At 69.8% G+C, this 18,776-nt stretch carries 14 protein-coding genes; 3 read left to right on the top strand and 11 right to left on the bottom strand.

What is annotated here, in order from left to right; all coding sequences use genetic code 11:
* Positions 1 to 68: 68 nt before the first annotated feature.
* The 4 genes from mutM to NAEX_RS19765 form a co-directional block, all read right to left on the bottom strand.
* Complete coding sequence (gene mutM / locus NAEX_RS19750) at positions 69 to 932, bottom strand: bifunctional DNA-formamidopyrimidine glycosylase/DNA-(apurinic or apyrimidinic site) lyase (protein ID WP_170135850.1); 864 nt, start codon at positions 930 to 932, stop codon at positions 69 to 71.
* Positions 916 to 1,764, bottom strand: coding sequence for a 16S rRNA (adenine(1518)-N(6)/adenine(1519)-N(6))-dimethyltransferase RsmA (rsmA, locus tag NAEX_RS19755; protein ID WP_096329041.1), 849 nt, complete (start codon positions 1,762 to 1,764; stop codon positions 916 to 918). Before rsmA ends, mutM begins: the two co-directional genes overlap by 17 nt.
* 474 nt (positions 1,765 to 2,238) lie before the next feature.
* On the bottom strand, positions 2,239 to 3,285 hold the full coding sequence (gene tsaD, locus NAEX_RS19760; protein WP_096329042.1) for a tRNA (adenosine(37)-N6)-threonylcarbamoyltransferase complex transferase subunit TsaD: 1,047 nt from the start codon (positions 3,283 to 3,285) through the stop codon (positions 2,239 to 2,241).
* A 12-nt stretch (positions 3,286 to 3,297) separates the two neighbouring features.
* Positions 3,298 to 5,532 carry a DUF4388 domain-containing protein gene (locus NAEX_RS19765; RefSeq protein WP_096329043.1) on the bottom strand — a complete coding sequence of 745 codons (2,235 nt, stop codon included), beginning with the start codon at positions 5,530 to 5,532 and terminating at the stop codon, positions 3,298 to 3,300.
* Between the two features lie 368 nt (positions 5,533 to 5,900).
* Between NAEX_RS19765 and NAEX_RS19770 the strand changes: the two genes are divergently transcribed.
* The gene (locus NAEX_RS19770) at positions 5,901 to 6,953 is read left to right on the top strand and encodes a rhomboid family intramembrane serine protease (RefSeq protein WP_170135851.1); all 1,053 of its coding nucleotides are present in this window, start codon (positions 5,901 to 5,903) and stop codon (positions 6,951 to 6,953) included.
* A 2,216-nt stretch (positions 6,954 to 9,169) separates the two neighbouring features.
* Here the strand turns inward: NAEX_RS19770 and NAEX_RS19775 are convergent.
* Entirely contained in the window at positions 9,170 to 9,811 is a 642-nt protein-coding gene (locus NAEX_RS19775; RefSeq protein ID WP_177325904.1) for a 16S rRNA (guanine(527)-N(7))-methyltransferase RsmG, read from the bottom strand.
* A 37-nt stretch (positions 9,812 to 9,848) separates the two neighbouring features.
* Here NAEX_RS19775 and NAEX_RS19780 point away from each other — a divergent pair, with 37 nt between their 5' ends.
* Positions 9,849 to 11,021, top strand: coding sequence for an aminotransferase class I/II-fold pyridoxal phosphate-dependent enzyme (locus NAEX_RS19780; RefSeq protein WP_096329046.1), 1,173 nt, complete (start codon positions 9,849 to 9,851; stop codon positions 11,019 to 11,021).
* Positions 11,022 to 11,656: 635 nt separating this feature from the next.
* Here the strand turns inward: NAEX_RS19780 and NAEX_RS19785 are convergent.
* From NAEX_RS19785 to rpmH, 6 genes are read right to left on the bottom strand one after another with little or no spacing between them, the layout of a single operon-like run.
* Positions 11,657 to 12,979, bottom strand: coding sequence for a tRNA modification GTPase (locus NAEX_RS19785; RefSeq protein ID WP_211302435.1), 1,323 nt, complete (start codon positions 12,977 to 12,979; stop codon positions 11,657 to 11,659).
* Complete coding sequence (locus tag NAEX_RS19790; RefSeq protein WP_096329047.1) at positions 12,976 to 13,533, bottom strand: Jag family protein; 558 nt, start codon at positions 13,531 to 13,533, stop codon at positions 12,976 to 12,978. Before NAEX_RS19790 ends, NAEX_RS19785 begins: the two co-directional genes overlap by 4 nt.
* 15 nt (positions 13,534 to 13,548) lie before the next feature.
* Positions 13,549 to 15,156 carry a membrane protein insertase YidC gene (gene yidC / locus NAEX_RS19795; RefSeq protein ID WP_096329048.1) on the bottom strand — a complete coding sequence of 536 codons (1,608 nt, stop codon included), beginning with the start codon at positions 15,154 to 15,156 and terminating at the stop codon, positions 13,549 to 13,551.
* A 3-nt stretch (positions 15,157 to 15,159) separates the two neighbouring features.
* Positions 15,160 to 15,396 carry a membrane protein insertion efficiency factor YidD gene (gene yidD, locus NAEX_RS19800; protein WP_096329049.1) on the bottom strand — a complete coding sequence of 79 codons (237 nt, stop codon included), beginning with the start codon at positions 15,394 to 15,396 and terminating at the stop codon, positions 15,160 to 15,162.
* Positions 15,390 to 15,845: a ribonuclease P protein component gene (rnpA, locus tag NAEX_RS54575; protein ID WP_096329050.1), complete on the bottom strand. Its 456-nt coding sequence runs from the start codon at positions 15,843 to 15,845 to the stop codon at positions 15,390 to 15,392. Before rnpA ends, yidD begins: the two co-directional genes overlap by 7 nt.
* Positions 15,846 to 15,870: 25 nt before the next feature.
* Entirely contained in the window at positions 15,871 to 16,020 is a 150-nt protein-coding gene (rpmH, locus tag NAEX_RS19810; RefSeq protein ID WP_096329051.1) for a 50S ribosomal protein L34, read from the bottom strand.
* A 900-nt stretch (positions 16,021 to 16,920) separates the two neighbouring features.
* Here rpmH and dnaA point away from each other — a divergent pair.
* Positions 16,921 to 18,306 carry a chromosomal replication initiator protein DnaA gene (gene dnaA, locus NAEX_RS19815; protein WP_170135852.1) on the top strand — a complete coding sequence of 462 codons (1,386 nt, stop codon included), beginning with the start codon at positions 16,921 to 16,923 and terminating at the stop codon, positions 18,304 to 18,306.
* Positions 18,307 to 18,776: the final 470 nt, after the last annotated feature.

The raw sequence follows: 18,776 nt of genomic DNA on the forward strand, positions 1-18,776 counted from the left end.
GGCGGCCTTCAGTGTGCGCCCACCGCCCGCGCTCTGGCAAGACTCGGGTCAGAACGGCCAGGCGAAGCTCAGCGGACCAGGCGGGTGCGGGGTCGCGGCTGGCAGCGCGGGCAATACGCCCCGCTGCGCCCGCCGGACACGAATCCGACCAGCTTCGCCCCGCAGCGCGGGCAGGGTTCGTCGGCCCGCCCGTAGACGCGCAAGTCGTCCTGGTTGCGACCCACCTCGCCCTCGACGTTGCGGAAGTCCTTGAGCGTCGTCCCGCCGTTGTCGATCCCTCGCTGCAACACCGTCACGATCGTCCCTGCGAGTCGCTCCCACGCGCTCGCGTGCAGCCGCTGCGCCTCGACCATGGGGAAGATCCCCGCCGCGAACAGCGCCTCGACCGCATAGATATTGCCGAGTCCGGCCACCGCCTCCTGGTCGAGCAGCGCGTCGCGGATCGGCCTGCGCGACGACCCGAGCCGCTCCGCCAGCACCGCTCCGCCGAAGCCGCGGTCCAGTGGTTCGGGGCCGAGCGTCCCGAGTGGTTCGCTGGCCAACAGCTCGTGCAGCGGCCCAGCTCGCAGCCCGCCGAAGCGGCGCGGATCGACCAGCCGCACCTCTCGTTCGTCGGCCATGCGCAGCGCGAAGTGGGTGTGCGTCACCTTCGGCTGGGCCGCCGTCGTCACCCCGCAGCGCCCGCTCATCCCCAGGTGGATCACCAGCCCGTTCGTCTCGCCGCCCGGGCCCGCGAACTCCCACACGATGTACTTGCCGCGCCGGCGGATGTCCTTCGGGACATTGTCCTTCAGACAGGCGAGGTTCTCCTCCGCCCAGCTCTTGCCGACCCGCAGCTTGTACGCGCTGCGCCACACCTCGATCACCGGCGCGCGCAGGTCGGCCGCCTGCAGCCCGCGGCGGACCGACTCGACCTCAGGCAGCTCCGGCACCGGCTGCCTCCCTGGCGCGCTGCAGCGCCGCGAACTGTTCCGGCCCCAGCGTCTCCGGCCGCACGCCCGGATCGATCCCCGCCGCCGCGCACCACGCCTGCGCCTCTGCGCGGCTGCCGAGCGACGCCAGCGAGTTGACCAGCACCTTGCGCCGCTGTTGAAACGCCGCGCGCACCAGCTGCCGCAGCCCCGCCTCGTCGGCCACCGCCCCGAGCGGCTCCGGTCGCGCGTCGAGGCGGATCACCGCCGAGTCGACCCGCGGCGCCGGCAGGAAGCAGCCGCGCGGCACGTTGCGCACGCGCGCGATCGTCCGCACCCGCGACAGCACCGCCGTCACCCCGCCGTAGTCGTCGTCGCCGGGTCGCGCGCACAGCCGGTCGGCGACCTCCTTCTGCACCATCACCACCCACGGCCCCGCCGCCGACGCCTGCTCGAGCAGCGCGAACAGCAGCGGACCGGTGAGCTGGTACGGCAGGTTGCCGACGATCGCCACCGGCTCGGTCTGCCCGGAGATCGCCGCCGCATAGTCGAAGCGTACCGCGTCGGCCTCGTGCAGCACGAAGTTCGGCCGGTCGCCGAGCTCCGCCCGCAGCACCGCGCACAGATCGCGGTCGCGCTCGATCGCCCACACCTCCGCGCCCGTCGCCAGCAACCGGTCCGTCAGCGTGCCCAGGCCTGCGCCGATCTCGATGACTCGCCGCCCCGGTCGCGCCCCGCTCGCCGCCGCGATCGCCGCGTGGACCTCCGGCGCGATGAGGAAATTCTGCCCCCAGCTATGGCGCGCATGCAGGCCGTAGCGGCGAAGCAGCGCCCCTGGCGAATCGATCGTCATGCCCGCCCCCCGACCTGTCCCCGCGAACAATTTTCGAAAAGGCACTTCGCAGTCCGCTCGGACATTCGGCGGCGCGCTGTGGCGTGTTCATGCGGGCCTTCTCCAGCGCAGCCCTCCGCGATCCGCCCGGACATCGCGAGTCGCGCTTCGACCTGTCCCTCCAGACATTCCGTCGAATCTGTCCTGAGGATCAGATCAATCATCGCGTCTCGCGCCTCGACCTGTCCCTGGAGACACGTCTTGTGAATTGTCCTCCGGGCCCGCACCGTCGCAGCGCCGCGCGCCCCGACCTGTCCGGGTGGACATATTCCGAAAGCTGTCCTCAAAACCAGCTCGGCCGTCACGCCTCGCGCCTCAACCTGCCCCTGTGGACAGATCCTGCAAACTGCCCCTCGGGCCCGCTCCGTCGCCACGGCGCGCGCCCCGACCGTCCTCGCGGGCATCTCTCTTTCAAAAGAAAACTTCAGGGCTGGCTCAGCCATCGCGCGCCCTCCCCTCGTCGAGCGCCAGGCTCGCGTAAACCTCCACTGGAGGTTCGCGGCGGATCCCCGCCGCCCAGCGCAGCGCCGCCGCCCCGCCGATCATCGCCGCGTTGTCGCCGCAGTAGCGCAGCGGTGGGACGCGCAGCGTGAATCCGTCGCGCGTCGCCGCCTCCGCCAGCGCCGCTCGCAGCCCGCGGTTCGCCGACACCCCGCCGACGATCGTCACCAGCGACGTCCCGACGCGCCGACGCGCCGCGCGGAGCTTTGCCACCAGCACCGACACCACGGCCGCCTGGAACGACGCGCACACGTCGGCGAGCGCCTGCCGCGACGACGGCTGCCCGTGCTGATCGATGTACACCGCCACCGCCGTCTTCAGCCCCGAGAACGAGAACTCGAGGTTGTCGCGCGACCCGAGCATCGCCCGCGGGAACGGCACCGCGTTCGGATCGCCGTCGGCCGCCAGGCGATCGATCACCGGCCCGCCCGGGTAGCCGAGCCCGAGCAGCTTCGCCGCCTTGTCGAAAGCCTCGCCGGCCGCGTCGTCGCGGGTGCTGCCGAGCACCTCGTAGCGGCCGAGCCCCTGCACGTGCACGAGCTCGCTGTGCCCGCCCGACACCGACAGCGCCAGGTGCGGCGCGAACTCGGCGGGGGGCGCATCGGCGTCGCCGAGGAACGGCGACACCAGGTGACCTTCCATGTGATGCACACCGACCAGCGGCAGACCTGTCGCAAGGGACAGGCCGCGCGCCAGTTGCACCGCGACCAACAGCGCCCCTACCAAACCCGGGCCCTCGGTCACCCCGATCGCGTCGAACCACTCGAAACCCACCCCCGCGCGTGCCAGCGCCTCGCGGACCACCGGCACCGCCGCCGTCAGGTGATGTCGACTCGCCAGCTCCGGTACCACCCCGCCGAACTGCGCGTGCAGCTCGACCTGCGAGGCGACCACGCTCGCGCGCACGAACAGCCCCTCGACCACGGCGCAGGCCGTCTCGTCACACGACGATTCGAGCGCGAGGATGCGAGGGGCGGCCATCGACCGGATCGGTCACGGCGCAGGGAGCTTGCGCTGGAGAGAGCGCAACTGCGCGCGGACCGTGGTGGCGTAGCGCGCCTTCGGGTCCAGTTCAAGGTAGCGCTCGTATGCGTGGACCGCGGTTGCGACCTCGCCGAGCTCCTCTGCGATCACCCCGAGGGCCAGCTGCGCGTCGGCCAGGCCGGCATCGGCCTCGACCGCGGCCTTGGCCGCCGGCAGGGCCTCCGCGAACTTGCCCTGATCGAGCCGCGCGTTGGCCAGCAGCGTCTGCGCCTCCGCGTAGCGCGGCGCCTCCGTCACCAGCTCCACCAGCGTCGCCTCGGCGTCCTTCGCCTTGCCGTTCTTGTACTGCTTCTGCGCCAGCTCGAGCTTCGCCTGCTGCTCCGGCGTGATCGCCGACGTCGGCGTCTCCGGCGGTGGCGCCGCGTTCGTCGGCTCCGCCTTCGGCGGCTCGAGCGCCGGCTGCGGCTCCGCTTGCGGAGGCGCCTCTGCCTTCGCCGGCGCCGCCTTCGTGGGCGGCGCCTCGATCGCCGCCACCGGCTCCGGCGCCTGCTTGCTCGCCACCGGCGCGGGCGACCTGTCCCTTGGGACATCCGCCGCTGTCGGCCGCCACAGCAGCGCCGCCATCGCCGCCGCCGTCCCGACCGCCATCAGGCCCCACGGCCACAGCGGGCGCCGACGCGGCACTTCTTCCGCCGCCACCGCGAAGTTCGCCGCCGACAGCTGCGAAGGCGCCGGCGCCGGGTTCACCCCCGAGTTCATCGCCAGCGTCTGCGCCACCAAATCGTTGAGGCGACCCAGGTCCGCGGCGCTGTCCGAGAGCAGCGGCTGATTCCCGCTGTGCGACGGCTCGAGTGGGCTCATCGTCGGGATCGCCCCGCTATGTTCGCGCCGGCGCACGATCACCGACGACGACGGGCGAGCCCGCGGCGCCGGCACGTCGTGCGGAATCACCAGTTCGCCGACGGCCTCCGCGCTCGGCGCTCCCATCGGCGACGCGATCGTGAACGGGCCCAGGCGATCGGTCACGCGGTCAGGATGGCCCACTGGACCCTCGTCTGGCGAGTCACCTGGCCCGTGAGACTCGTCAGGAATTCCGCCGACCAGCACGTCGTCGTGCTCCGCCCCGCTGGCCCCCGGGAACGGCTGGGGGTAGTTCGGCAGCGGCGGCAGATCGGCGGCCGGCTCCGGAGGCGGCGCCAGCGACGGCGGGATCTGGATCGCCATCGACGTCGCCTTGTGTAGATCCCACAGCTCCAGATTCCCCTCGACGGGCGTCTCCTGCGATCGCTCTTCGAGCGACGACTCGTGCGGCTCGAGCAGCAGCCCCTTGAAGTAGAGCTCGCTGACGTACTCGAGCGCCTCGAGGTCGTCGAGCCCCGAGTCGTCGATCGCCTGGATGATCGTGCGCTTGGCGTTGAAGCGGCGGAGGATCGTCTGCTGCTTCGGCGTCAGCTCGGGGTCCGACTTGCTCACCAGGTCGGTGTCGACGATCAGCACGTGGTCGAGCGGCGGCAGGCCCTCGAGCAGGCGGCCCCACTCGTCGACCCGGCGCATCCCCTCCATCAACAGGCTCTGCGTCGACTCCTCGATCGTCGGCACCCGGCTGATCGACTTGAACTCGACCTCGAAGCGGCCGTCGCTGAGCCCGAGCAGGCGGAACACCGCCGCGTCGGCCTGCAAGCGCCCCATCTGCGCGTCGATCAGGCGCCCGTCGCGGAACCACACCGTCGCCGGGCCGAGGTCCGTCTCGAACTCGATCGTCCCGCTCTTGCGGGAGATCTCGATCGTCTGCATCAGGTCGACGATCGCCATGTCGGCGAGCTGCCCGCTGAACTTGGTGCGCGCGTCCTTCTTGCCGATCCGCTCCTGCTGCTTCCGTTGCAGCAGCATCTTCACGCGGACCATGATCTCTTTGACGTAGATCGGCCGGGTCAGGTAGTCGTCGACGCCGAGCTCGAGCCCGTGGACCTTGTCTTCCAGCTCGGTGGCGCTGGTCAGGAAGATGAAGGGGATCTGGCCCCACTTCGCGTGACTCTTGACGATCCGGCAGAACTCGAAGCCGCTGCCGTCGGGTAGCCGCGTATCCGACACGATCAGCTCAGGGTCGGTCAGATCGAGGAATTGCAGCGCCTGCTGCATGTTCTCGGCGGCGGTGATGCTGTAACCCGCCTTGCGGAGGCTGACCTCGAGCACCCTCCTCGTCCGCGCGTCGGCGTCGACGATCAGCAGGTTCTGCCGGGCCATGTGCCTTCACCTGCGCGGGAGCCCCCGGCTCCCCGGGTCCACGACGCGCCTGCTCCCCCCGACTTCCCCACGGCTCCGAAAACGATAGCAACCCCGCGAACCGGGCGGCAAGCGGCCGCGCCGCGCGCTGACGGGCAATATGTCCCAAAGGCCATGGACGTTAGTGCGCCTCGCGTGTTTTCCGTGCGCAGGGTTTCTCTGCTAGCTTTGTCGCCGTGGCCGGGGCGTCGTCACATGTCGCGAGGGACACGTCGCCGCGAGACCCCCGCCAGGCGCGTGCGAAGCCCCCGCCCGCTGCCCTCCCGCTCCCACCCGAGCCGCTGAGCGTCCGCCTCCGCCGTGCGCCCGTCACGGCCGGATTGCTGGGGGTGTGCATCGTTCTCTACGCGATCACCTTCGCCGCCACGCTCGCTCAGGCCGCCGACCCGCTGGACACCGCGCTGCGCAGCCTCTGGAGCCTGAGTCTCACGGACAGCACCGAGATCTTCCGCCAGCTCGGCGCCCTCGAGCTCTCGCGCGTGTGGCTCGACGGCGAGTGGTGGCGCGTGGCGACCACCGGCCTCTTGCACGGCAGCCTGCTCCATCTGGTGCTCAACAGCATCGCCCTGCTCTCGGTCGGCGAGTGGGTCGAGCAGGCCTGGGGCCATTTTCGCACACTCGCGCTATTCACGCTAGCGAGCATCGGCGGCGCTCTCGCTTCCCTGGCCTGGTGCGAGTCGCCGATCGTCCTCGGCGCGTCGGCGGGGATCCTCGGTCAGGCCGGCGCGCTCTGGCTCGCGCGTCGCTGGGGCTCCGCCGAGCTTCAAGAGGAGCTCGCGCCGATCTCCGCGACCAGCCTGGCGATCTTGATCCTGATCTGCCTCGGCCTCGGCCTCGCGGTCCCTGGGATCGCCCAGGCCGGACACCTCGGCGGCCTGGCGGCCGGCCTCCTGCTCGGAGGCGCCTGGGTCGCCCGCGCGCGCTGGCTGAGGGCCGCTCTCTCGCTCGAGCTGGCGCTTCTGCTCGGCGGGCTCGCGTGGCTCGGCGCGCACCCGACCCACCGCACCAACTACTACGCGATCCTCGGCTTCCGCCTGCTCGCCGACGACCGTCCCGCCGAAGCCCTCATCCTCTTTAATAGGGGACTCGAGCGCGACCCCGAGAACGCGAACTTCCGCAACGCCGTCGCCTACCAGCTCGCCCTCGACGGCGTCGAGCTCGATCGCGCCGAGTCCCTCTCCCTCGCCGCTCTGAAGCCCGACCCCCTCAACGCCAGCTACCTCGACACGCTCGGGTGGATCTGGTGCCGCCAGGGCCACGCCGACGCGGGCACCCGAGTCCTGCACGCCGCAGCCTGGCTTGCCAGCGAGCGCTTCCCCGAACTGGACGAGCACCTCGCCGGCTGCCCCTCGGCCGCGAGTGTTCCACGTGAAACACCCTGAGCGTTTGACGCGGCGTCGTGCAACCGCGGCCGCGCATCGGCAGCGGCCGCGGCTCGCTCCTCCTCTGGCCTGCGAGCGCCGTCAACTGTCCCCCAGTCCGTCCTCTCTTGGGAAGCAAACCCGCTTCGCTAGTACCGCTGCACCGCTCCGGGACGAGCGACCGGCTGCGAGGACCGTCTCGAAGCAGATCTTGATATCGCAGCCGGCTCTGCTGGGAGGGATGCCGAGCTGGCGCGCCAGGCCGAATGCCACCAGGGCATTCGACGGGGGCGAAATGGGCGCGGCCTTGGCAGCCAGGCGGGCGACCTCGCCGGGGTCGCCGGCGGTCGGCCGGGCTCGGGTGTCGGCGAGCGAGGCGGCGAAGCATCGATGCAGCCGCTGCTCTGCGAAGCCGCTCCCTGGCCACGACAGACACCTCAGGTGCTGAGCGACGACGGATGCCGGTCCATCGCGGAACGACGCCCTGGGGGGCCGCAATCAGGAGCCGCCACTCAACCGTGGGTGTTCCACGTGAAACACTTTTGGGTTCCCAAACGGTCCCCCGCACGCGTGCCCACCGTTATCAGCAGGCGCCCTTCAACAATGGCGCCGCCTTGAACTAGCGCGGCGCAGCCGGCTTCAGTGCTGACGCTAGAGTCCGGCGTCAACATCGCCAAGCCAGCTAGGTCGGTGCCCGCACGAGCCCTCTGTCCAACAGGACGACGGTCAACATCGACCCAGTGTTCCACGTGAAACAATCGGGGTGACCGAGCGGTGCCGCCCCGCGATGGCTCCTCGGCGCGCTCGCAGCGGGCCGATCGAACCGCGGCAGCACCGCGGAAAGACCTACGGTGCCTTCGCGGAGCTCCCGCCAGTGGCCTTCGCGCGCCACGCTCCAGAGCGTCCAGAAGTCCAGGTCCCAGCCAGACGCCTAAAAATGCTCGGCGTCGTATTCAGCTTCAGGTCGGAGCCCGCCAGTCCTACCCTAGAATTCAGCGGTGATCGTGCTGTTGCAACTGCCCCTGGCGGTGCACCTGCAAGCATCCGGGACCGCATCCTCCTTGCGGAGGCGCCGCGAAGTCCGCAGGCGGCCCGGTCCGCCTTCGCCCAGGACTGAGGCGCACGGGGCGTGCACCGCAGCAGACAGCTTGCCGGTGAGGCCCGAGAATGCGCGGGCAAGCACGAGCAAGAGACTCGAGCACTCGCCAGCGCGAGCGCTTCGCACGATGTAGGATGGAGCCGGCCCGCTCTCAAGCGTTCCACGTGAAACACATCGAGAACCTGCGCCTTGATGGCTGGGGACCTGCCGCTCCGCCCACAGCACCCGAGCCACGCCTATCCGCGCGCCCAACGCGGCCACCGGAAGGCTCGCGGTTGGTAGCTCACGGCGAATCGCCCTACCCCTGAGGCGCGAGCCGCCCGCTGAAGTCGGACCGGTTTCACCACCCACTCCCAGCACTCGAGTCAGCACACGTAGCCCCCAACTGCGCCTCCCTGGCTCAAGTTTCCATGCGCCCGCGATGCGAGGTCGTCTCTCAAGCGAGCACTTTAAACGATCTGGGCGCGGAGCGGCCGCACACGATAAACGCCCCCACGGCCATCGATCGGCTCGTGTTCCACGTGAAACGTTCCAATCAGTCCCAGTCGCTCCATGTGGGCCCTACGACGAGCTCCTCGACCACGAGGGAGTCGGCGCTCGCCCGCCAAGAATGTCTGCCCAGCCTGTCAGACCAGCGGGGCCGCGCGGCCCCGCCGAGCCACTTCCCAAGCCGGCCACCCTGCACGGCTCCAAGGACGGCCCTCCTTCCGTCCGAACAACGCCACCAGGAATGCCAGTCGCCTCCACCGCCTCGCCCTGGGCTCGGCGATTCTCCCTTGGGCGCTGCCGAGCGCGCCTTCGCCGAATCTGAGAGAGGCCGACCCCCGCCCGAAGCGCAGAGCGAATCGCAGTCGTTGCAGAAGCTCGCCGCACCCGTCAGCGCAGGCAGTCTTCAGCCAGGAAAGCTCGGTACTCGCAGTCGGGCCAGCGCGGGCGCACGGCTTCATCGCTATAGCCGATGTGAAGCTCGTAGCGGCGCTGGGTGTGCCTTGCACTCCCACGCCAGCCCTCGCCATGGCCGGGCGCAGTGACCTTCGACCTACCCGGTCAGCCGCCGTGCCCAAGTCAACAGCACCAGCCCATCAACCCTGCGCCCGCCCAGCCTCACCACCAAGCGCCCCCGTTCCACGTGGAACACTCACCCGCCCCGCACCCCGCGGATCGACCAGCGCTCATCATCGACTCGTCCCACCTCGCCATGAAAAGCGCCGGTCTCTGCCTTCACATGGGCGACCACCACCCCACCAGGCTTGACCCATCGCTTGCCCAGCTCGACCCAGACCTCCGGGGCGAACACGGCCCGCGCGCTCGCCCAATCGAAGCTCCCCGCCACCACCGTCTCCCCGGCGGTGATCGGGCGCCAGCTCGCTCCTTCGATGTGTCCACGGAGTACGCGACAATCTCGCCGCCCGATTTGGTTGACCGCCAGATCGAGGAAGGAAGCCCGACGCTCACGCGGCTCCACCAGGGTCACCTGCACTTCGAGACAGGCCGCGATCACGAGCCCGGGGAAGCCTGCGCCCGATCCGACGTCGAGCCAGCGCTGCGCCGACTGGTAGCCGACCTTGTGGGCCAGGCCGACCACCTGCAAGCCCTCGAGAACATGTCCCAACAGACCTGCCTCATCGGACGCCCCGCTCAGGTTGAAGGCGCGACCGAAGCGCTGCCACAGCCCCAGCAACAGCCGCAGCCGATCGACCGCGGGGGCCTCGAGCTCGAACCCGAAGCGCGTCGCCGCCGCGGTGAGGTGGTGGCCAACATCGACGTTGCTCCTCTGCACGCTCGCGGAGTAAGAAGAGCCCTCGCTCCTGTCAAGCATGTCCGAACTGTTGAACCAGCGACTTCGTCGCCGCCTGGCCGCCCTGCAGGACGAGGGTCTCGCCCGCGAGCGGCCGCGGATCGGTCGGCGCGACGGCGTGCGCTACGAGCTCGACGGCCATTGGGTCACCGGCTTCTGCAGCAACGACTATCTCGGCTTCGCCAACCACCCGCGCCTTCGCCCTGCGAGCTTCGTCTCTCTCGAAGCCGCCGACGCGGCCGGCTCGACTGCATCGCGTCTCGTCGCCGGCGATCTTCCGGCTCACCGGGCCGCGGAGCGAGCGCTCGCCGCCCTGGTCGGTTCGGCCGACGCCGTGCTGTTTCCCAGCGGCTTCCAGCTCAACGTCGGCGTCCTGCCGGCGCTGATCGAGCCGGACGACCTCGTCTTCAGCGACGCCCTCAACCACGCCAGCCTCATCGACGGCCTCCGCCTGGCTCGCTCGCGCCCGACGATTCTCCCGCACCGCAGCGCCCCCGGCGCGAGCGACGGCCCGAGCTGGTGGGTGACCGAGTCGATCTTCTCGATGGACGGCGACACCGCCGAACCCGCCCTCCTGCGAGACTTCAGCGAGCGGGGCGGCATGCTGTACCTCGACGAGGCCCACAGCCTCGGCCTCTTCCCCAAGGGGGCCGGCTTCGCTCGCCACCACGCGATCCGTCCGGCCGTGCTCATGGGCGGCCTCGGCAAGGCGTTCGGCCTGGCCGGCGCCTTCGCGGCCGGCAGCCACGAGGTCTGCACGTGGATCCGCACTCGCGCGCGCAGCTTCGTGTTCAGCACCGGCAACGCGCCCGTCCTCGCCGAACAGGCGCGAATCGCCGCGGAGATGCTGGCCGGGCCGGAGGGCGACGAGCGCCGCGCCCGGATGTGGGCCAACGCCCGCCTCCTGGCCGACGCGCTCGAGCGACCGCCACCCACCTCCCCGATCTTCCCGGTGGTGATCGGCGCCAACCAGCTCGCCGTGACCGTCAGCCGCGCCCTGCTCGAACGCGGCTGGCACGTCCAGGCGATCCGCCCGCCCACCGTCCCCGCGGGCTCCGCCCGGCTGCGGATCACGATCACTGCCGCGCACGAGGAGGCGCAGATCCACGCCCTCGTGGCCGATCTCCGCACGCTCTTGCAGCATTTCGGCCTCTCCCTCGCCGATACCCGGCCGCCGGCCGAGCCTCGCTGATCGAGATCGTCGATCTGTCCCTTGAGCCAGGCGGCTTCCTCACCTGGCCATCTCGACAGCATGTCTCTCGGGCCAGCCTGTCTCTCGGGCCAGCTCTCGTGCAGCCAGAACAGCGGCCCCAGCACGTCTCGACCTGGCATCGACCTGTCCTTCGAATCACGCCGGCCTACGCAGCCCTCGCATCAGCCTGCCTCTCGAGCCAGCCTCCGCTTCGCCAAAACAGCGCCCCCCGGCACAGGCCCCTGGCTCGACCGATCCCTTGGGTCGTGTGGCCACCTACGTGGCCGTCGCCTCACCCTGTCTCTTGGGCCAGTTTCCGCCAAGCCAGCACAGCGACCCCTGCCCATACCCCCGGCCTCAACCAAACCCTTGAGTTAAGTCACCGCCCTCGGCGGCCGTCGCAACAGCTTGTCTCTTGGGCCAGTTTCCGCCGAGCCAGTCAGGGGACCCGTCGCGCGCCCGTCGCGACAACCTGCACCTTGGGTTCCGCTCGAGCCGCCCCTGCTCCCGCGGTTGACGCCTCCCTCCTGAGAGGGGGGGTGCGCCGGGGTCTGTGTGCTCGAGCCCTGTTCCTCACCGGACTCGCCACAAATTCGAGCCGGCGAACCCCACGCTTCGACCAGGCCCCGCGCGCCTCACTTGCCGATGCAGAACTGGCTGAAGATCCGCCCGAGCACATCTTCACCGACCGGCCCGAGCGCGTCGCGACCCGTGATCTCCGCCAGCTGGCGCTCCGCGACGCCGAGCTCGAACGCCACCAGCTCGAGCGGCGCTGCGCGCTCGAGCAACCCTTGCGCGGAGGCCATCGCCGCCGCCGCATCAAACGCCCGGTCGCGGTGACGTGCCAGCCCGATCCACGGGGCCGTCTCGTCGCCCCGCACCCGCGTGGCGATCTGCGCGCGCAACTCTTCCAGCCCCTCGCCGGTCTGCGCGCTCACCCCGAGCCAGTCGGGGCGGCGCGCGCCGAGGTCTCGCTTGCTCTCCACGTGCAGCCCCTCCGGCACCGCCGCCTCGGTCGGCGCCGCCTCGGCCGGCTCGAGCCAGAGCACCAGCTCGGCGCCGGCGATCTGCTCGCGGCTGCGGCCGATCCCCTCGTGTTCGATCGAGTCGTCCGTCGCGCTGCGCAGGCCGGCGGTGTCGACTACCACCACCTCGAGCCCGTCGATCAGCAGCTCCGCCTCGACGTAGTCGCGGGTCGTCCCCGGCGTCGGCGAGACGATCGCGCGCGATCGGCCGAGCAGCGCGTTGAACAGCGCGCTCTTGCCGGCGTTGGGCGGCCCCGCGATCACCACCCGCGCACGCTCACGCGCTCGCTGTCCGGCGGCGAAACTCCGTAACCACGCTCGCGCCGTCGCCTCGTGCTGCATCAACTCCTCGCGCCAGCGACTCACGTCGCCGTCGGCGACGTCGTCGGGGAAGTCGAGGTTCGCTTCGATCTCCGCCCGGAGATCTCCCACCGCCCTGCGCAGCGCTTCGACCTCGCGACCGAGCTCGCCGGCGACCAGTCGACGTGCCTGGTCGATCGCCGCCGACGTGCGCGCGGCGATCAGCGCCGCGATCCCCTCCGCCTGCTCAAGGCTCAGTCGCCCGTGCTCGAAGGCTCGTCGCGTGAACTCGCCGGGCCCCGCGGCCCGGGCGCCCCGCTCTCGCAGCGCCGCGACGATCCGGCCGACGTTGCGCGCGCCGGCGTGGACGTGCAACTCGATCACGTCCTCGCCGGTGAACGACTTCGGTCCGGGCATCCAGACCACGAGCGCGTCCTCGGCCGCGCCCTCGCTGTCGCGCAGGCGGCGACGGGCGAGGGTGCGAGGCGGCGGGAGCGTCTCGACGATTGGTTCGACGATCGAGCGCGCCTCGGGTCCGCTGACACGGACGATCGCCACGCCGCCGTCGGGGGTTCCGGTGGCGACGCCGACGATCGTCGAATCGGGGCTCTGCGAGGCGCGCGGCCGGGTCAAGCGCGGGCGTCGTCGAAGCCGTTGCCGCCGCGGCGCGGCGGGTCGCCGTCGCGGGCGGGGAACACGACCACGTGGCGGAAGCGGCCCTCGCCTTCGGACTCGGTGCGGAGGCCGTTGACGTCGACGAGGGCGAGGTGGACGACGCGGCGTTCCATCGCGCTCATCGGGTCGAAGTGGTACGGCTTGCCGGTGCTGAGCACCTTCTGGCCGATGCCTTGAGCGAGCTCGCGGAGGCTCTTCTCGCGGCGCATGCGGTACCCGCCGACGTCGAGGGTGATCCGCATGCGCTCGAAGCCTTCGGCTTGGAGGACGCGGAGCGTCAGGTACTGCAGCGCGTCGAGGGTGGCGCCGTGACGGCCGATGAGCAGGCCCCCGTCCTCTTCCGACGTGTTGAGGTCGCAGTGGAGGCCGTCTTCTTCGACATCGATGTCGACCTCGACTTCGACCCCGAGGAGGCCGAGCACCGACTCGAGGAAGGAGCGGACGACGGGGACGGCTTTGGCGTAGCGTTCGTCGGCGCTGAGCTGCGCGTCGTTAACGTTGGCTTCGGGCATGCTGGGGATCGCCTCCTAGGACTTCTTCACGGCCGCGGTCTGCGTCGGTCGGACCTGGATGAGGGTCTGGATGAGCGACAGCAACACGTTGGCGAAGATATAAACCCCGAGGCCGGACGGGAGGAAGAGCATCATGACGGTGAAGATGACGGGCATCATCCACGCCATCATCCGCGCCTGCTCGTTGTCCACGCCCGACGGGGTAGCCTTCATCTGGATGTACATCAGGGCGCCCATCGCCAGCGGCAGGATGTAGTACGGGTCCTGCTGGGTCAGGTCGGGCAGCCACAGGAACGGAACGCGGTACAGCTCGACGGCCGTGTTGAGGGTCGCGTAGAGCGCGATCCAGATCGGCAGCTGGATGAGCATCGGCAGGCAGCCGGCCAGCGGGTTGACGCCGGCGCGCTGGAACAACGCCTGCATCTCCTGCGCCTGGCGGACGCGGTCCTCGCCGTACTTCTTCTTGATCTCCTCCAGCTCCGGCTGGATCTCGCGCATCTTCTTCATCGAGCGCATCTGCTTGAACGTCAGCGGCAAGGTCAGCACCTTGACCACGATCGTCAGCAGGATGATCGCCACGCCCCACACGCCGGTGAGGTTGTAGAAGGCGCGCAGCAGCCAGATCATCCACTCGCCGAGGAGGCGATTGAGGCCGCCGAACCAGCCCCAGTCGATCATGTCCTCGAGGTGGACGCCCGGGACGGCCTGGTACTTCTCCAGGCGCTCGAGCTCCTTCGTGCCGAAGTAGACGCCGAACACGTACTGATGCGACTCGCCGGCCGCGAGCGTCACCGGCTCGACCGCCAGCGTCGTCGTCAGCGCCTTGCCGTCGGTCGTCTGGCCGACGCGGCACGACTGGACCGCGACCTCGGGGGTCGGCACCACGGCGGACGCGAAGTACTTGCTGTCGAGGGCGGCCCAGCGGATCCGGCCGCGGACCTCGCCCGAGCTGTCCTTCACGTCGCTGGGGGTGTAGGCCTCCCAGTCGTCGGCCGTGGCGCACACGCCACGATGGACGTCGTAGCTGTTCTCGGCGCCGATGCCGAAGGCGCTGAGCAGCGTCAGGCGGTGCTGCTGCGTCTCGGCCGAGCGGTTGGCGACGTCGACCGTCAGCGTGCCCTCGTAGCCGCTCGTCAGGTCGAGCGTGCCCTTGACCTCGACGTCGCCGTTCTTGAAGGCGACGGCCCACTGCGTGTCGCTCTTGCCGGTCGGCTCCCACGCCGGGTCGCGCGGGAACTTGAAGTCGGTCTCCGAGCCGTCGAAGCCGATGACGAGGCTGCGGTTCCCGTCGAGCTTCAGAAAGTCTTCGCCCTTGCCGTCGGGGTTGATGAAGTGCTTGCTGAGCAGTTCCGTGCCGCGGACGAGGCCGCGGTGGTTGGTGACGTCGAGCGCCAGCAGCTCGGTCTTGAGGCGGTGGTCGGCGACGGGAACTTTGGGCGCCGCGGCCGCCTTGCGCTCCTCAGCCCGCTCTTCCGCGGCCTTGGCGTCGGCTTCTTCCTTCTTGGCGCTGGCCGCCGGCTGCGGCTGGGGTTCGGGCAGCGGCGGCGCGAAGAAGCGCTCGTAGACCAGCCAGATCAGGACGCACGAGACGATCGCCAACAGGGTACGACGCTGTAAATCCACGGCTCAGCAGCTTTCGGGTGGTAAAGCCGGCGGCGGCAAGTCGACGCCCCCGGGGTGCCACGGGTGACAGCGGAGCAGCCGCCGCGCGGTCAACCAACCGCCGCGTAGCACTCCGTGGTCGGCGATGCACGCGCAAGCGTAGCGCGAACAGCTCGGCGTGAATCGACAGCACGGCCCGAGCAGCGGCGAGATCGCCACCTGGTAGCCGCGAATCAACGCGATGATGATGCGCCCTAGCACGCAGACGACCCTGGCAGAGGTCCAGGCCCGGTGGGCCGTGGAGGTGTTCCCGGCCCGGCGGGCCGCGGAGAGATTCGTCGAGACATGGCGTCCATCGCCGCCACGACTTCAGCATAGCGCACGGTCGACGCGCTCTGTTTGGCGACCCAGACCATATCGCACGGTGACGCGAACTGGCTGCGTTTACGCCGGAAAGCCTCGCGTACGAGGCGCTTTATGCGATTTCGCACGACGGCCGGGCCGACCTTTCGCGTCACCGTGATGCCGAGGCGAACCATCGCAGCGGGCTCTTCGACTCTATTCTGCTGGTCGCCCGCCGGCGTCTGACCGGCCGGCGCCACGAACACGAGGAAGTGTCGCGTGTGGTGTTTCTGTCCGCCGTTCTGGACCCGCAAGAAGTCCCTGCGCTTCCGCAACCGGAAGATCGCAGGGAACCCTTCTGGCTTCATCCCGACAGTCCAGAACCAGCGCGGCTCACTTGCCGCTGAGCTGGACCGCGAGGCGCTTGCGGCCGCGGCGGCGACGGGCCGCGATGACCTGGCGACCGCCGCGGGTGGACATGCGGGCGCGGAAGCCGTGCGTACGGGCGCGGCTGACGTTGTGGGGCTGGTAGGTGCGCTTCATCGGGACGTTCCCTGGGTGACTCGGCGGCTGCGTCGTCGCGGAAGCGGGAATTGCCCCGGACGAGCGCCTGTGAACAAGGGGCCGGATCGATACCAGCGGACCTCCCTCCTGTCAAACGCCTGCCCGCGCGGCGGCCCGTCCGCAGCCCTGCGATCCCTCTCATGTCACCACCTCATGTCACCAGCGACGCTCGAATCGCTCGCGACGCTCCGCCTCCACAGTAGTTCACATTACCAAAGTGGCTCAGAACAGCGGCCCCCGCCTCATTTGTTCAGTCCCCACGAAAAAGCCGCGCCGGCTCCGCGACCGGTCCGACGGCGAGACGCGACTTTCAGTGCGCCCCTCTCGTCGGCTCCACAAGCCAACTTCCGCGCCCCGACCCACGCAAAGTCGCTTGCCTGGAGAGGCGCTTTACCACCCTCCCCCACAGCACGGGATTACGCTCGGCCCAGGGTCGGTGCCAGGGTCGACCTGGCTCCCGCGGCAGATCGATACCGCGCAGATCCCGCGCGGCAAGCGCCCACCTTCCCTAACAATTTCCAGCACTTGCACTTTCCGGCCCTTCCTCCCTTGCCCCCCCTCCCACCGCCCGAGTAAAAGAGCCCTCCCGCGTCGCCGCCCCCCGGGCGCGGCGCGACTGGAACCTCAGCGACCGGAGCGACCGGACAGCAAAGACCGGACAGTTGCTCCACGGTCACCCCCCAGACCGGACAGTTAGCCCTAGTTGTCTCCGGCCCGGCAGGCCGAATTTTGCCCCGGGCCCTGCAATTTCTTCCCGGCCCGCGCCGGTCCTGAAATTCACAGATGTGGAGAGACGCCGAGCCGATTCGGCGATCTATCCGAGACTATTGGGCAATTCACGCAATCCACAGGGCTTCGGAACCTGTGGACGGAGGCTTCATGACCAATATCTGGAGCGAGGCGATTCAAGGACTGCAGCCGAGGCTCGGCGCACAGACCTACGACCTCTGGATCCGGCCGCTCGAATTGCGCCAGGTTCAGGGCCAGCGCCTTCTTCTCACGGCTCCCAACCGGTTCATGAAGGAGTGGTTCGAGAACCACTACCGTGACGTGGTCCTCGACGAGCTCCGCGCGCGCACGGCGCAGGATTACCACATCGAGATCGACATCTCCGCCGCTGCCGAAGCCTCTCCGAGCGCTACCGCCGCCGAGCCCCGGGCCGAGCCCGAACCGCCCCCGCCCCCGCTGCCGCCCTTACCCGCGCTGCCGCCGATCGGGCTGTCGAGCCGCTACCGCTTCTCCAACTTCATCAAGGGCAGCTCCAACGAGCTCGCCGCCTCCGCCGCCTGGTCGGTCGCGCAGGACCCGGGTGCCCGCTTCAACCCCTTCTTCATCTACGGAGGAGTCGGCCTCGGCAAGACCCACCTGCTGCACGCGATCGGCCACCACATCCACGTCCACCGGCCGCACCTGCGCATCGTCTACCAGAGCGCCGAGCGGTTCATGAACGAGTTCATCTCGGCCGTCCGCTTCAACCAGTTCGACCAGTTCCGGGCCCGCTACCGCGAGCAGTGCGACGTCCTGCTCATCGACGACATCCAATTCATCGCCGGCCGCGACCGCACGATGGACGAGTTCTTCCACGTCTTCAACGCCCTCTACGAGGCCGAGAAGCAGATCGTCGTCACCGCCGACCGCATGCCCGGCGACATGCAGGGCATGGAAGACCGCCTGATCTCCCGCCTCAACTGGGGCCTCGTCGCCGACATCAAGGCCCCCGACCTCGAGACCCGCGTCGCCATCCTCAAGCAGAAGGCCGACGTCGATCGCATCGACCTCCCCGACGACGTCGCGCTCCACCTCGCCACGCACGTCCGCAGCAACGTGCGTGAGCTCGAGGGCTCGCTCGTCCGCGTCTCCACCTTCGCCGCGCTCAAGAACCGACCCCTGAGCCGCGAGTTCGTCAGCGAGGCGCTCGGCGTCTCGGCCGCCCCCGCGCAGCCGGCGCCCATCAGCATCGAGAGCGTCCAAAAGGTCGTCGCCAGCCACTTTTCCGTCCGGATCGCCGACCTTAAGGGCCCGCGGCGCCACCAGGGCATCTCCCGCCCGCGGATGATCGCCATGTACCTCAGCCGTCAGCTCACCGGCGCCAGCTTCCCCGAAATCGGCCTGCGCTTCGGCGGCAAGGACCATTCGACCGTCATCAACGCCTGCAAGCGCATCGAGAGCATCCAGAGCGAGGACAGCGAGCTCCGCGAGACCGTCGCCGCGCTGCGCCAGCTCCTCGCCCACGAGCCCGCCCACGCGGCCCAGCTGCCCTCCTGATCGGCTGCCCTGGCCGTCTCGATCGTCACGTTCGCCACGGCCTCCTGAGCGGCTCGCCTCGCCCGGCGCGCCTCGCCGCCCCGCCGTCCCAGCGCGCACTTCGCCGACCTCGAGTCCAGCAAGCAATTCCAGCTCCGCGGCTGTCTCTGTCTCGCCGCCGCGGGGATACGACGCCGCACGCGGCCGCCAGCCCCGCCACCTTTTGTCTCGCCATCAGCCGAGCCGCCCCGAGCGGCCCGGCTTTTTGTGCTTTCTCGGCCGCGGGCACGCTTTCCACAACGATCTGTGGAACAGCCTGCGAACAACCTGGGGACCCTTGCCTCGCCCCTGCGTCGGGGGTAACTCTGGCTTCGCTCACCGCTCTTTCACCCCCCGCCGATTCCCGGATCCACCAATCATCTCGGACCGATCGCCGCCTCTCCCCCCGACTCACAGCGACGATCACGAGGACGAGCTTTAAAAATTTCCCT

Source organism: Nannocystis exedens, from assembly GCF_002343915.1.
GTDB lineage: Bacteria > Myxococcota_A > Polyangia > Nannocystales > Nannocystaceae > Nannocystis > Nannocystis exedens.